Source organism: Methylobacterium sp. B1 (assembly GCF_000333255.1).
Classification (GTDB): domain Bacteria; phylum Pseudomonadota; class Alphaproteobacteria; order Rhizobiales; family Beijerinckiaceae; genus Methylobacterium; species Methylobacterium fujisawaense.
The window spans coordinates 1-13231 of sequence record NZ_BACT01000558.1; the positions used below are offsets into that span (position 1 = coordinate 1).

At 71.5% G+C, this 13231-nt stretch carries 13 protein-coding genes and 1 pseudogene; 9 read left to right on the plus strand and 5 right to left on the minus strand.

From position 1 onward, the window contains the following. Positions 1–365 precede the first annotated feature (365 nt). Positions 366–560, plus strand: coding sequence for a hypothetical protein (locus I53_RS35165; protein WP_051044843.1), 195 nt, complete (start codon positions 366–368; stop codon positions 558–560). Between the two features lie 35 nt (positions 561–595). Then, a complete protein-coding gene (locus tag I53_RS35170; protein ID WP_051044844.1) occupies positions 596–943 on the plus strand; it encodes a helix-turn-helix domain-containing protein in 348 nt (115 codons plus the stop codon). A gap of 32 nt (positions 944–975) precedes the next feature. Here I53_RS35170 and I53_RS16385 read toward each other — a convergent pair whose 3' ends face one another. The 5 genes from I53_RS16385 to I53_RS16405 all read right to left on the minus strand — a co-directional run bounded on the left by I53_RS16385 (position 976) and on the right by I53_RS16405 (position 6126). After that, positions 976–2304 carry an MFS transporter gene (locus I53_RS16385; RefSeq protein WP_043352551.1) on the minus strand — a complete coding sequence of 443 codons (1329 nt, stop codon included), beginning with the start codon at positions 2302–2304 and terminating at the stop codon, positions 976–978. 282 nt (positions 2305–2586) lie between these two features. Continuing rightward, complete coding sequence (locus I53_RS16390) at positions 2587–3513, minus strand: hydroxymethylglutaryl-CoA lyase (protein WP_043352552.1); 927 nt, start codon at positions 3511–3513, stop codon at positions 2587–2589. Further along, a complete protein-coding gene (locus I53_RS16395; protein WP_043352553.1) occupies positions 3510–4703 on the minus strand; it encodes a CaiB/BaiF CoA-transferase family protein in 1194 nt (397 codons plus the stop codon). Before I53_RS16395 ends, I53_RS16390 begins: the two co-directional genes overlap by 4 nt. Before the next feature lie 100 nt (positions 4704–4803). Continuing rightward, a complete protein-coding gene (locus I53_RS16400) occupies positions 4804–5724 on the minus strand; it encodes a LysR substrate-binding domain-containing protein (RefSeq protein WP_043352554.1) in 921 nt (306 codons plus the stop codon). 27 nt (positions 5725–5751) lie between these two features. Then, positions 5752–6126 (minus strand): hypothetical protein, encoded by a 375-nt coding sequence (locus I53_RS16405; protein ID WP_043352555.1) that lies wholly within the window; start codon positions 6124–6126, stop codon positions 5752–5754. Positions 6127–6377: 251 nt separating this feature from the next. Between I53_RS16405 and I53_RS16410 the strand changes: the two genes are divergently transcribed. The 7 genes and pseudogenes from I53_RS16410 (at position 6378) to I53_RS16440 (ending at position 12857) form a co-directional block, all read left to right on the plus strand. After that, a complete protein-coding gene (locus I53_RS16410; RefSeq protein WP_043352562.1) occupies positions 6378–7013 on the plus strand; it encodes a LemA family protein in 636 nt (211 codons plus the stop codon). A 34-nt stretch (positions 7014–7047) separates the two neighbouring features. Next, entirely contained in the window at positions 7048–7842 is a 795-nt protein-coding gene (locus I53_RS16415) for a TPM domain-containing protein (RefSeq protein ID WP_043352556.1), read from the plus strand. Continuing rightward, positions 7832–8464, plus strand: coding sequence for a TPM domain-containing protein (locus tag I53_RS16420; protein WP_043352558.1), 633 nt, complete (start codon positions 7832–7834; stop codon positions 8462–8464). Before I53_RS16415 ends, I53_RS16420 begins: the two co-directional genes overlap by 11 nt. A gap of 289 nt (positions 8465–8753) precedes the next feature. Beyond that, positions 8754–10065, plus strand: a pseudogene (locus tag I53_RS16425) (glycosyltransferase). Beyond that, a complete protein-coding gene (locus I53_RS16430) occupies positions 10062–10301 on the plus strand; it encodes a ferredoxin (RefSeq protein WP_043352559.1) in 240 nt (79 codons plus the stop codon). The pseudogene I53_RS16425 and the gene I53_RS16430 overlap by 4 nt, the downstream one beginning before the upstream one ends. Next, entirely contained in the window at positions 10298–11623 is a 1326-nt protein-coding gene (locus tag I53_RS16435; protein ID WP_043352560.1) for an FAD-dependent oxidoreductase, read from the plus strand. The genes I53_RS16430 and I53_RS16435 overlap by 4 nt, the downstream gene beginning before the upstream one ends. After that, complete coding sequence (locus tag I53_RS16440; RefSeq protein WP_043352561.1) at positions 11616–12857, plus strand: cytochrome P450; 1242 nt, start codon at positions 11616–11618, stop codon at positions 12855–12857. Before I53_RS16435 ends, I53_RS16440 begins: the two co-directional genes overlap by 8 nt. The last annotated feature ends 374 nt before the right edge of the window (positions 12858–13231 follow it).

The following is a 13231-nucleotide window of genomic DNA, read 5'->3' on the forward strand; positions in this document are numbered from 1 at the left end:
ATATGAGCGGGCCGGGGTTTGTCCGTGAGCGCGAGGTTTTTTGATCCGTCGCGCAGGGCGACCGATCCTCGAATTGGTTACCGCGGCATTCACTGTTTTCGGCCGCGAAGATCGGCATCCGAACTCATTTTCGGCGTCGGCGGCCGCCTGTCGGGCTCCAGCCCGGGACGGCTCACCGGTGCCGTCTGCCGGGTCCGGGCACGGCGTGCGGGATCTGCTCCGCCCGACGACGTCCCGCAGCCGACAGCCCTCTTCCCCCATCCCGGTGTCGCGGGGATCGATCCGTGCAGACTCTGTTCTCAACCGCCGGTCTTCCAGCGCAGGACAGCGTCCGACGGTGACGGGAGATCATCTCCGCCCCCCTCATGACGGTTGAGCTTCGGACGCTCCAAGCAAAGCCCTTTGCGGCCAAGCGGGAACGCGCGGAGATCCGCTCCCTCGTCGTAGTCGATCGTCAGCCGCTGGTGGTGATGACGGAGACGGACAGTCGCCGGATCCTGGATGTGCCGCGCGACCGTCTGGAGCGCGGCTCGGACCGGCCCGGCTCTACACGGCCCTGACCGTCGGCGCCGATCGCGCATCCGCAAGCCTGGCAATGAGCGTCTTCAGCGAGCTGATCCGTGTCCGCGACCGTCTCGGGGCAGCCGCAGCCGCGCGCATGACGGAGATCGGCATCGACTTGATCATCGCCGGTCTCTCGGAGCGGCTGGCCCGGGAGGTGCCCCAGCCCGTCAACGGCAGCGTCGTGGTCCAGCGCGCCGAGGCTCATCTGAAAACCGCCGCCCGGCGGCTGGCCGATCCGGCCTGCTCGCACCTGTCGATCGGCCTGATCGCCTGTGGCTGCGGCTTCGCCGGCCAAGCCCACTTCGCCCGCCGCTTCAAGGGGCGCTACGAGGCAGCGCCCCGCGCGTATCGGCAGGCGGCCCTGGTGGGCGTCCCGTAGCCCGTCGGCCCGGGACGCCCGATGCGGCCGGATCAGGCCGCCCTGTCGCTCCGGCGCAGGCTCGCCGGCATGGCGAAGAGCGCGAGCCCGGCGGCGACGAGGCAGAGCACCCCGATGCCGTACAGGGCCGGCGTCGTCGAGCCGGTCAGATCCTTCACCCAGCCGACCATCACCGGGCTGACGATGCCGCCGAACTGGCCCAGCGTGTTGATCAGCGCGATCCCGCCCGCCGCGCCGACGCCGGTGACGAGCTTGGCCGGCAGCGTCCAGAAGGTCGGGATCGAGGCGACGATGCCGGCGCCCAGCAGGGCCAGGGCGAACATCAGCGGCACGATGTGCTTGTCGAACAGGCCGGCGCCGAAGAAGCCGAGCGCCGCCGTGATGGCGAGACCCGCGACGAATTTCGGCCGCTCGCCAGAGGCGTCGGAGAGACGCCCGATCACGACCATGCTGATCGCGCCGCAGATGTAGGGAATCGCCGTGAGGAAGCCCACCGAGGCCGCCTGGCCGCCGCTCGCGGTCTTGATCAGGTCCGGCCCCCAGAAGTTGAGGCCATACGAGCCGATCTGGAGCAGGAAGTAGATCAGCGCGATCATCAGGAAGCCCGGCTGCCGAATCGCCCCGAGGAGCGAATGGTCGCCGATCTCGCGGTTGTGGTGGGCGATGCGGCTGGACAGGAGCGCCTTCTCGGGCTCCGAGAGCCAGCGGGCGTCGGCGATCCGGTCGTCGAGGCGCGTCAGCACGAGCAGGCCGAGGACGAGGCAGGGCAGGCCGCCCGCCAGGAACAGCCATTGCCAGCCGGCGAGGCCGCCGACGCCGTTGAGGCCGCCGAGGATGAGGCCCGCCACCGGCGCGCCGAAGATGCCCGAGAAGGCCGAGGCCACGAACATGAAGCTGGTGATCCGCCCGCGATGCGAGGCCGGGAACCACAGGGTCAGGTAGTAGAGGATGCCCGGCGCGAAACCCGCCTCCATGGCGCCGATCACGAAGCGCAGGGCGTAGAAGTGCCACTCGCTGCGGATGAAGATCATCAGCGCGGTGGCGATGCCCCAGGAGATCATGATCCGGGCGATCCAGCGGCGCGCCCCGACCCGGTACAGCATCAGGTTCGAGGGCACCTCGAAGATCACGTAGCCGACGACGAACATGCTCGCGCCGAGCCCGTAGGCGACGTTGCTGAAGCCGAGGTCGCTCTGGAGCTGGAACTTGGCGAAGCTGATGTTGATGCGGTCGAAGAACGCGAACATGTAGCAGATCATGATCAGCGGCATGAGCCGCCACGCGACCTTGCGGACGACGCTCGTCTCCGTCACCGCACCGGCCTCGACGGCGGCCGGCGAACCCGACAGGGCTGCGGTCATGGTTTCCTCCGTGTTGTTGTTTTCGGACACGTGGTGGGGGGCGCCGCCTTCGGACGGGCGGCTTGCCCCGGGTGAGCTCAGAGCCTGTTCGACTGGGCTCCTCCAACCCGCGCCCTCATCCTGAGGTGCGGCGAAGCCGTCTCGAAGGAGCCCTCCGGTCCGAAGCGCGATGCCTGAAGACCTCCTTCGAGGCCTCCGCTGTGCTCCGGCACCTCAGGATGAGGGCGCGACCAGGATCTCCCTCGCGTGGCGCGGGATCGCGGCCGCAGGGTCAACGCACTCTCAGGCGGCCTTGGCCGGTGCCGGGTGGAGATCGCAGGGGCGTCCAGCCTTGGCGACCTGGCCGGGCACGTCGTGGCCGACGAGGCGAGGCAGATCCCGCGACAGGCCGATCAGCGCCGGAAGGTCGAGGCCCGTCGGCACGCCCATCTCGTGGGCCATGCTTACGAGGTCCTCGGTGCAGATGTTGCCGGTGGCGCCGGGCGCGAACGGGCAGCCGCCGAGGCCCCCGAGCGCCGCGTCGAAGCGGCGGGCGCCCGCATCGTAGGCAGCCAGCACGTTGGCGAGGCCGAGGCCGCGGGTGTTGTGGAAATGAAGCGTCAGGCGCCCGGGGCCGACCAGCGGCAGGACCCGCGCGACGAGGCGGCCCACCTGCCGGGGATTGGCCATGCCGGTGGTGTCGGCCAGCGTCACCCCGTCGATGCCGAGGGACAGGTAGCGCTCCACTTGCGCGACGACCTTGTCGACCGGCTGGTCGCCCTCGAACGGGCAGCCGAAGGCGGTCGCCACCGTGGCGTTGGTGCTGACCGGGGCGCCGCGCACCGAATCCATGATCCGGGCGAAGCCGGCGATCGAGTCGGCCGGGCTCATGCCCATGTTGGCGCGGTTGTGGGTCTCGCTCACCGAGGCGACGAGGTTGATCTCGTCGACCTTGGCGGCGAGCGCCCGCTCGGCGCCCTTCGGGTTCGGCACCAGGGCGACGTAAACGGTCCCGGGCCGGCGCCGAATCCCGGAAAAGACCTCGGCTGCGTCGGCGAGCGCCGGCACGGCCTTCGGCGAGACGAAGGAGGAGACCTCGATCCGGCTGAAGCCGGCCGCCGCCAGGGCGTCGATCAGGCGAATCTTCTCCGCCGTCGGCACGAAGACCGGCTCGATCTGGAAGCCGTCGCGGGTGGCGACCTCCTGGACGATCAGCGTGTCGCCGCTCATGCCACGGCTCCCTTCTCGCGCAGCGCGGCGATGCGCGCCGGGTCGAGACCGAGCTCGGCGAGCACGGAATCGGTGTGGGCGCCCAGCGCCGGCCCCTGCCATCGGACCTCGCCGGGCGTGTCGGAGAGCTTCGGCACGATGCCGGGCATCTTCACCGCGGTCCCGCCGGGCAGTTCCGCCTGCAGGATCATGTCGCGCGCCTGGTAGTGCGGATCGGCCACGATGTCGGCCACCGAGTAGATCCGGCCGGCCGGCACGTCGGCGGCGTCGAGGACGGCGAGCGCCTCCTCGACGGTCTTGGTCTTCGACCAGTCGGCGATGGTGCCGTCGAGCATCGCGGATTGCTGCGAGCGGCCCTCGTTGTTGCGGAGCGCCGGGTCGTCGGCGAGGTCGGGCCGGCCGATCGCCGTCATCAGGCGGCGGAAGATCGGGTCGCTGTTGCCGGCGATGACCACGTAGCCGCCGTCCCGCGTCGGATAGGTGTTCGACGGGGTGATGCCCGGCAGGGCGCCGCCGGTGCGGGTGCGGACCTCGCCCAGCAGGTCGTATTCGGGAACGAGGCTCTCCATCACGTTGAACACGCTCTCGACGAGCGAGACGTCGATGACCTGGCCCGCGCCCTGTCCGGTCTTGACCCGCAGCAGGGCCATCAGCGCGCCGATGACGCCGTGGAGCGAGGCCAGGGTGTCGCCGATGCTGACGCCGACCCGCGCCGGCGGAGCCTCCGGGCTGCCGGTGGTGAAGCGGATGCCGCCCATCGACTCGCCGATGGCGCCGAAGCCGGGCCGGTCGCGGTAGGGCCCGGTCTGGCCGTAGCCCGAGATGCGGACCATCACGAGGTTGGGGTTGAGCGCCGAGAGCACGTCCCAGCCCAGCCCGAGCTTTTCCAGACCGCCGGGCCGAAAGTTCTCGACCACGACATCGGCGCTCTTGGCGAGCTGCTTGACGATGTCGAGGCCATCCGGAGACTTCAGATTGACCGCGATCGACTTCTTGTTGCGCGACTGCAGGTACCACCAGAGCGAGGTGCCCTCGTGCATCTTGCGCCACTTCCGGAGGGGATCACCCTCACCCGGGGGTTCGACCTTGATGACCTCCGCGCCGAATTCGGCCATCAGCCGCGTGGCGAAGGGCGCGGCGATCAGCTGACCAAGCTCGAGAACGCGGATACCGCTGAGCGGACCGGACACGGCTTTCCTCCATCTTTGGTTGCCTGGAAAATACGGCCGTTCCCGCCGCGAAGTCCAAACGCCATGCAACATCGTGCGTTCGCGAGCGGAGAACGCAGACTCAGCGCCCGGCGGCCCGGAGATGGTCCAAGAGGAGCGCCGCCGCCGGGGATACCGGTCCGGGCCGGACCACGAGGCGCAGCGTGCGCGCCGCCCAGGGATCGGTGAGCGGCACCGCGGCGAGCCGCATCGGCGGTCCGAGCAGGGCGTAGACATGTTCCGGGACGGTCCCGAGACCAAGGCCGACCTGCGCCATCCGGCAGATGGCGTCGAAGCTCGGGACGTGCATGCGCAGACGCAGGGGCCGGCCGAGGCGCCGGGCCTCGTCGCGCAGGGCGGCGTAGATCGAACTCTCCGCGTGCAGCCCGACATGGTCGTAGTCGAGGGTATCGGCCAGGGCGACGGCGCCGCGGCGGCTCAACGGATGCCCGACGGGCATCACCAGGACGAGGCGGTCGCTCCGGTACGGGTAGGCGGTGAGGCTGCGGGTGTCGGTGTTGTCGGCACAGAGGCCGAGATCGGCGAGTCCCTCCTCGACGCCGGCCACGACGCCGCCGCTCGGGCGCTCCTCGAGGTCGACCCGGATCCCGGCCTGCGCCGCCAGGAAGGCCTGCAGGTCCTCGGGCAGGAATTCCACGATGGCCGAGAGGTTGGCGAGCACCCGCACGAAGCCGCGCACGCCCCGGGCGTGCTCGGCGAGTTCCAGGGCGATCTGCTCGGCGCTCGCCAGCATCCGGCGGGTGTGGTGCAGCAGGGTCTCGCCCGCCGGCGTGAGCCGCATGCCGCGCGGCTCGCGGGTGAGCAGGGTGCAGCCCAGCGCGTGCTCCAGCTCGGCGAGGCGCTTGCTCACCGCCGAGGGCGCGATCGCCGCCCGGCGGGCCGCGCCGTTCAGGGTCCCCTCTGCGCAGATGGCCGCGAACAGCCGGAGGGTCTTCAGGTCGAGGCGGCTGAGGGTTGCGGCCGCGGGCAGGTCGGCGGACATCCGGTGACGGTTCGGTCAGGCGTGCCGTCAGTCGCGGGATCCGACCGGCTGGCCGTAGGTGCCGAGACCGGCCTTGGCCCCCTCCCGGTTGACGAGGCCGAGCCGCAGCACCGCCTGTTCCAGGTAGTCGATCGCGTCGACGAGATGGGCGCGCGCTTGGGCGATGCTCTCCTCGCCCTCCTCGACCGGCGTCTCGGCAAGCTTCACCGCGGCGATCAGGACCCGGTCGCGTTCGTCCTCGATCCGTGGGTCGCGGGCGAGGTGGCCGCGGACCCGGGCGTCGAACGCCTCGATGATCGACCAGGGCAGCGCATCCTTGCCGGAGGGCGCCCGGTACGCCAGGGCGTGGCGCCGCGCGGCGGCGCTGGCGGCCCGGACATGATCGGCGAGTGCTGCATCCATTCCCGGTCTCCGCGGCGCCGCGCCGATGGGTCCACCCGATGATCGACCCAATGATCGACCCAATGATCGACCCAATGATCGACCCGAGGGTCCGAACGTGCGCCGACCCGGTCCGTTGCCGACGCCCTTACCGGGCAACACCACAATCCTACAAGGCCGAGGACGCGGGGACCTTACCTTGGCGGTTCCGGCGCTTATCTCTCGTGTTCGTGATCAAGCGGCCGAGTCTCGGCCGGCAGATGGGGGACGATATGGGAACGACGCTGACGGCCGGTGCGGGGCGCCGGACATCGCCTGCGGCGCGCCTTTTCGGCGTGCTCTCGGTGATCCTGGTGGCCGCGGGCCTCTCCGGCTGCGGGGCCGTCAACCGGGTGCCGACGCTGCAGGAGCAGGCCAAATCCGCCTGGAGCGAGGTGCAGAACCAGTACCAGCGCCGGGCCGACCTGATCCCCAACCTCGTCGAGACCGTGAAGGGCTACGCCCAGCAGGAGAAGGACGTGCTGATCGGGGTCACCGAGGCCCGCGCCAAGGCCTCCAGCGTGAAGGTCGACGCCTCCACGGTCAGCGATCCGCAGAAGTTCAAGGAGTATCAGGACGCCCAGAACCAGCTCTCTGGGGCGCTCGGCCGCCTGCTGGTGACGGTGGAGAAGTATCCCGACCTCAAGTCGAACCAGAACTTCCTCGCCCTGCAATCCCAGCTCGAGGGCACGGAGAACCGCATCGCGGTGGCGCGGCGCGACTACATCACCGCCGTCCAGGCCTACAACACCGAGGTGCGCACGATCCCGGGCCGCTGGATCGCGGCGATCCTGTATCCCGACGCCAAGCCGATGGAGACCTTCACGGCGACGCCGAACGCCGACCGGCCGCCGAACGTGAAGTTCTAGGGTGCGGCACAGGGGGCGGACCATGGGGCGGACCATGGGTCGGACCATGCCCGTCCGGGCGCGCCTCGCCCTGTCGCTCGCCGTCCTGGCAGCCTGCCTGACGGTCTCCGCGATCGGGGCGTGGGCGGCCGAGCTGACCTTCCCGGCGCTGACCGGCCGCGTGGTCGACGCGGCCGGCATCCTCACCCCGGAGCAGCGCGGCACGCTCGACGCCAAGCTGAAGGCGCACGAGGACAAGACCTCGGACCAAGTGGTCGTTGCAACGGTTCCGAACCTGCAGGGCACGACCGTCGAGGATTACGCCAACCGCCTGTTCCGGGACTGGAAGCTCGGGCAGGCCAAGACCAACAACGGCGTCCTGCTGCTCGTGGCGCCGAGCGAGCGGAAGGTCCGGATCGAGGTCGGCTACGGCCTGGAGGGGGCGCTGACCGACGCCCTGTCCAAGGTCATCATCGCCAGCGCCATCACCCCGCGCTTCAAGACCGGCGATTATTTCGGCGGCCTCAATGCCGGCGTCGACGGCATCCTGTCGATCCTGTCGGGCGACGCGCAGGAATGGCAACGCAAGCCGCAGGTGCGGGCCGACGAGGTCGATCCCGCCCAGGTCGCGGTCTTCATCGCCCTGTTCCTGATCGTGCTCTTCGTCGCTTGGCGCATGAGCCGGAGCGGAAGGATGGGGCGGGGCGGCGGCCTCGTCATCCTGCCGGGCCCCGGCTCGGGCGGATGGGGCGGCGGCTTCTCGGACAGCGGATCGTCGGGGGGCTTCGACGGTGGTTTTTCCGGCGGCGGCGGCTCGTCGGGCGGCGGAGGAGCCTCCGGTGACTGGTAGACGCGCGGATGTTCTGACGTCGGAGGCGCGGGCGCGACTCGCCCGCGCGGTGGCCCGGGCGGAAGCCGGGACATCCGGCGAGATCGTCGTGATGGTCAGCCGGCGCGCCGGCGCCTATCGCTCCGTGATCCTGCTCGCGACCCTGGCGGCGGCGCTGCTCCTGCCCTGGCCGCTGATCGCCCTGACGGCCTGGAGCGCAGCGTCGATCCTGCTGGCGCAGGCGGCCCTCGTGGCCGCGATCCTTGTCGCAAGCCAGAACGAGCGGCTGCGCATGGCCCTCGTGCCGCGCCAGCTGCGCCGGGCCCGCGCCCGGGAGGCCGCCCGCCGGGCCTTCTGGTCCCGAGGCCTGAGCCTGACACGCCGCCGCACCGGCGTACTGCTCTACCTGTCGCTCGCCGAGCGGCACGCGGAGATCGTCACCGATCTCGGCGTCCTCCGGGAGATCCCGCCCACCGCCTGGGACGGGATCCTCGCCGAGCTGGTCCCGGCCCTCGGTCGCGGCGCCGTCGAGGATGGCCTGACGGCGGCGGTCGAGCGTGTCGGCGCCTGCCTGGCGGAACATCTCCCCGCGGAGCCCGGCGACCCGGACGAGTTGCCGAACCGGGTGGTCGTGGTCGACTGACGGCTTTCCGGTCCGCCGAGGATGGCCGCCACGGCCGGTGCGCCCCTGCCTTGGACAGGCCGCGCGCGCCTCGTGGCATCCGACATTCGGATCTTGCGCGGTTGTTCGGCCGGGTGCGATGGTGCGGTGCCGCACGAAGCACCCTCCGGTTGTGTAACTGCGCAGGCCCGGCTGCGATTCCCCCTGTGAGTCCGGCGCGTCGGGGGCCACGGGGCCGCTGCGCATGAAGGCGCCGGCACCCTGATCCGAAGCGCCGCCGGCTCGACCGGCTGCGCTCGAAGAGGCCGTGATGAAGATCCTGATCGCCGCGACGCCGCTCACCGGCCACGTGAACCCGCTCCTCGCCATCGGGCGGACGGCTGCCACCCGGGGGGACGACGTCCTCGTTCTCACCGACCCGGCCTTCCGGCCGAAGGTGGAGGCGGCGGGTCTGCGGTTCACGCCGTACGCGGACCATGATGCGGCCGCGTACCGCGAGACCGAACTGCCCGCCGGCCCGGAGCGCTACCGCCGGGAATTCGAGCGCCGCTTCGTGGATCCCATGCCGGTCCAGGCCGCCGCCCTGCGGGCGCTGATCGCCGCCGAGGCCCCCGACGTGATCCTGGCCGGCAGCATGTTCCTCGGGGTGCTGCCGCTGCTCCTCGATACCGCGCCGCGGCCGCCCATCGTGACCGTCAACGTCAGCTTCCTGTTCCTCGACCGGCCCGACCACGCGCCCGTGGGCCTCGGCCTGCCCCCGGCCCGCGACCGGGACGACCTGGTCCGCTATGCCAGCCTCAAGGCCGGCATGGACGCGGCCTTCGTCAACCCGGTGCGGGGCCTATACCGACGCGACGCTCGCGCGGCTCGGCCTGCCGCCGCTGCCGGCCTCGCTGCCGCATTCCATCGTGATCCTGCCGGACCTGTTCCTGCAGCCGACCGTGCCGGGCTTCGAGTACGATTACGGCACCCTGCCCTCCGGCCTCCGCTTCATCGGCCTGCTCCAGCCGCCGACGCCGCCCGCGCCGCTTCCGGACTGGTGGCCCGAGCTGGAACAGGCGAACGCGGCGGGCCGGCCCGTCGTGCTGGTCACCCAGGGAACGCTGGCCAACGCGGATTTCGGCGAGCTGGTCGAGCCGACCCTCGCGGCCCTGGCCGACCGGGACGATCTGCTGGTCCTGGCCACCACCGGCGGCCGTCCCGTGGACGCACTGACGGGTCCGGTCCCGGCCAACGCCCGGGTGTCGTGCTTCCTGCCGTTCCGGGACTTGCTGCCGCGGGTGAGCGTGCTCGTCACCAACGGCGGCTATGGGAGCGTCTCGCAGGCCCTCGCCGCCGGCGTGCCGATCGTGTCGGCCGGCCTGACCGAGGACAAGGCGGAGGTGAACGCGCGCATCGGCTGGTCCGGCGTCGGGATCAACCTCGGGACCAACGCACCGAGCCCGGAGGCCATCGGCGCCGCGGTGGGGCGCGTGCTCGACGAGCCCGGCTTCCGGACGCGCGCCGGGGCGCTGCGGGACGCCTTCGCGGCCCGGGACGCCATGGCCTCCATCCTGACGGCGGTGGACGACCTCGCACGGTCAAGTGCCGGCGGCGCAGGCCGTCTCGCGAGGTCGGCATGAAGCCGGCCGCCGGCGCCGGGGCGCTCCGGGTCGTCGTCGACCTCAACCGCTGCCAGGGCTACGCCCAGTGCTGCTACGCCGCACCCGAGACCTTCGCCATCCGCGGCCATGAGATCCTGTTCTACGATCCTGCGCCGCCGGCCGACCGGCGCGGCGCCGTCGACCGGGCCGTCGAGGCCTGCCCGGTCCGCGCCATCAGCCTCCAGGCCGGCCCGGATGACGGAGACGCCCCGTGACCCCCGAACCTGCCGGCATCGTCGTGGTCGGGGCATCCCTCGCCGGCCTGCGCGGCGCCGAGGCGCTGCGGCGGGGCGGCTATGACGGCCCGCTCACCCTGGTCGGCGCCGAGCCGCACCGCCCCTACGACCGCCCGCCCCTGTCGAAGCACGTGCTCGCCGGGGAACTCGCCGCCGACGCCACCCGGCTGCCGGAACTGACCGACCTCCACGCCCGCTGGCGCCTCGGAAGCCCGGCCGTTTCCCTCGATCGGGCGGCCCGCACCCTTCGGCTCGCCGACGGGTCGGTCCTGGCCTACGAGGCCCTCCTCATCGCCACCGGCGCCGAGGCCCGGCCCTGGCCGGCCGAGACCGGCGGCGGGCTCGCCGGCCTCTTCACCCTGCGTGGGCGCGACGATGCCGCGGCTCTCCGGGAGGCCCTGGTTTCGCGCCCGCGCCAAGTGCTCATCGTGGGCGGCGGCTTGATCGGCTGCGAGGCGGCGTCGTGCCTGCGCGATCTCGGCCTGCCCGTGACCCTCGTGGATCCGAATCCGGCGCCCCTGGCTCGAGGCCTGGGAAGCTTCGTCGGCGGGGTGATCGCGTCGTGCCTGCGCGACGCCGGCGCGGCGTTCCGGCCCAACACGATGGTGCGCGCCTTCGAGGGCGATGCGGCGGGGCATGTGGCACGGGCCCGACTGGCCGACGGCAGCACGATCGAGACCAACCTCGTCATCGCGGCCCTGGGGGCGACCCGGGCGACAGGCTGGCTGCGGGGCGCGGGCCTGAAGGCGGATGCCGGCGGGGTGACCTGCGACGCGGCCTGCCGGGTCCTCGACGCCGACGGGGCGCCCTGCCCGGACATCTACGCCGCCGGCGACGTCGCCCGGTGGCCGATCCCGCTCTACGGCGATCGCCTGATCGCGGTGGAGCACTGGGGCAACGCCGTCGAGCAGGCGGCCCACGCCGCGCGCAACATGCTGGCCGGCCCCGGCGACCAGCGCCCCTACGCGCACCTGCCGGCCTTCTGGTCGAGCCAGTTCGGGATCAACATCAAGGTGATCGGGCTTCCCGAGGGCGCCGATTCCGTCGCGGTGGTGCAGGGGTCTCGGTCCTCCCGGCGCTTTCTCGCCGTGTACGGCCGGGCCGGGCGCAGCATCGCGGCCGTCTCGTTCGATCAGGCCCGCTGGCTGCCCGCCTACGCGGAGGCGATCACGGCCGGCGCCGCCTTCCCGCCGATCATCGACGCCACCGACCAGCCGCGCGTTCAGACCGCCGCCCCGGGCTTCCCGTCTCCGCGCCTAGCCGCCCCGGCGCGCCCATCCACCGAGACCGTCGATGTCTGACGACGCATTGTTCGCCGCCGTGATGGATCCGGCAAACCGGGCCGATCCGTACCCGCTTTATGCCCGGTTGCGGCAGCGGCCGGTCTCCCGCCAGCGCGACGGCAGCTACGTCGTCTCCACGCACGCGGCGATCCGCGGATTGCTGTTCGATCCGCGGCTCAGTTCCGAGGATCTGCCGCCGCCCCGGCGTCCGCGCACCGGCAACCCGCTCAAGGACCTGATCCTCAATCCGATCAAGAACCGCATCAGCGCCACGCACCGACCGTTCATCTTCCGCGACCCGCCGGACCATGACCGGCTGCGCAGCCTCGTCATGCGGGAATTCTCGATCGCGCGCGTGCAGGCCCTGCGGCCACGGATCGCCCGCGAGGTGGACGCCCTGATCGATACATGTCGGGGACGCCGGGAGGTCTGCCTCGTCAGCGATCTCTCCTATCCCCTGCCGGTGACGGTGATCTGCGAATTGCTCGGCGTTCCGCGGGAGGACGAGCCGCGGTTCCAGGCCTGGGCGACGCAGCTCGCCACCGCGGTGGAGCCGGACGCGCGCCACGACGACGCGACCCGCCGCAAGATCGTCGGGGCCTTCGACGAGATCGCCGCCTATATGCGCGACCTCATCCGCGAGAAGCGGCGGCGCCCGACCGACGACATGCTGAGCGGTCTGGCCGCGCCCGGTCCGGACGGCCGCAAGCAGCTGAGCGATTTCGATCTCCTGTCGACGGCGGTCCTTCTACTGGTAGCAGGCCACGAAACCACCGTGAACCTCATCACCAACGCCATGCTGACCCTGCTCCGGCATCCCGAGCAGCTGGAGCGGCTCCGCGCCGATCCCGAACGTGCCCCCCGCCTGATCGAGGAGGTTCTGCGCTACGAACCGCCGGTGCATTTCCGGACCCGCAAGGCCCTCGGCGCGATCACGGTGGCCGGCGAGACGATCCCCAAGGGCGCGCCCGTCATCCTGCTCTTCGCCGCCGCGAACCGCGATCCGGCCCGGTTCGACGCCCCCGACCGCTTCGATCCGGACCGGTCCGATATCGAGCATTTCGGCTTCGGCGGCGGCCTGCATTATTGCGTCGGCGCGCCTCTGGCGCGGATCGAGGCCGAGATCGCCCTGGTGGCGCTGAGCCGCCGCCTGATCGCCCCGCGTCTGCCGCAGGATCCGCCCCCCTATCGGCCGGGCGCGTCCCTGCGCGGCCCGGAGCAGCTCCCCATCGGCATCGACGGGATCGCCTGAGGCAGGCAGACCTGGCACCGTTTCGAACCGTAAAAGGGCGGTGAACACCGCTGTTTCACGTGAAACATTTGTAAACCCCTCGTCCTGAGCCGGTCCAGCAGCCCCGCCCAGCCTGAGATCGACGGCCCTGAGCCTGTCATGGCCACAACGCTGCGGCCTGGCGGCCCGAGGGTTCGGCTGTCGGCGAGGCGATTCCCAAACGCGATCCCGGGGAACTTGGCCGTACCGCCGACGGCTTTACCCGGAAGGCGGCCGAGCCGGCCGCATTCCCGAAAGTCTCCGGAGATCCTCGCGATGAAGGCACTGTGCTGGCACGGCCGCAACGACATCCGCTGCGACACGGTCCCGGACCCGGTCATCGAGGTTCCCGCGAC

Excerpts from the sequence above, each read along its gene's own strand:
- I53_RS16390 (WP_043352552.1), bottom strand. The coding sequence starts at position 3,513 with ATGAGCGGCGACACGCTGATCGTCCAGGAGGTCGCCACCCGCGACGGC.
- I53_RS16410 (WP_043352562.1), top strand. The coding sequence starts at position 6,378 with ATGGGAACGACGCTGACGGCCGGTGCGGGGCGCCGGACATCGCCTGCG.
- I53_RS16400 (WP_043352554.1), bottom strand. The coding sequence starts at position 5,724 with ATGTCCGCCGACCTGCCCGCGGCCGCAACCCTCAGCCGCCTCGACCTG.
- I53_RS16440 (WP_043352561.1), top strand. The coding sequence starts at position 11,616 with ATGTCTGACGACGCATTGTTCGCCGCCGTGATGGATCCGGCAAACCGG.
- I53_RS16405 (WP_043352555.1), bottom strand. The coding sequence starts at position 6,126 with ATGGATGCAGCACTCGCCGATCATGTCCGGGCCGCCAGCGCCGCCGCG.
- I53_RS35170 (WP_051044844.1), top strand. The coding sequence starts at position 596 with ATGAGCGTCTTCAGCGAGCTGATCCGTGTCCGCGACCGTCTCGGGGCA.
- I53_RS35165 (WP_051044843.1), top strand. The coding sequence starts at position 366 with ATGACGGTTGAGCTTCGGACGCTCCAAGCAAAGCCCTTTGCGGCCAAG.
- I53_RS16385 (WP_043352551.1), bottom strand. The coding sequence starts at position 2,304 with ATGACCGCAGCCCTGTCGGGTTCGCCGGCCGCCGTCGAGGCCGGTGCG.
- I53_RS16415 (WP_043352556.1), top strand. The coding sequence starts at position 7,048 with ATGGGTCGGACCATGCCCGTCCGGGCGCGCCTCGCCCTGTCGCTCGCC.
- I53_RS16430 (WP_043352559.1), top strand. The coding sequence starts at position 10,062 with ATGAAGCCGGCCGCCGGCGCCGGGGCGCTCCGGGTCGTCGTCGACCTC.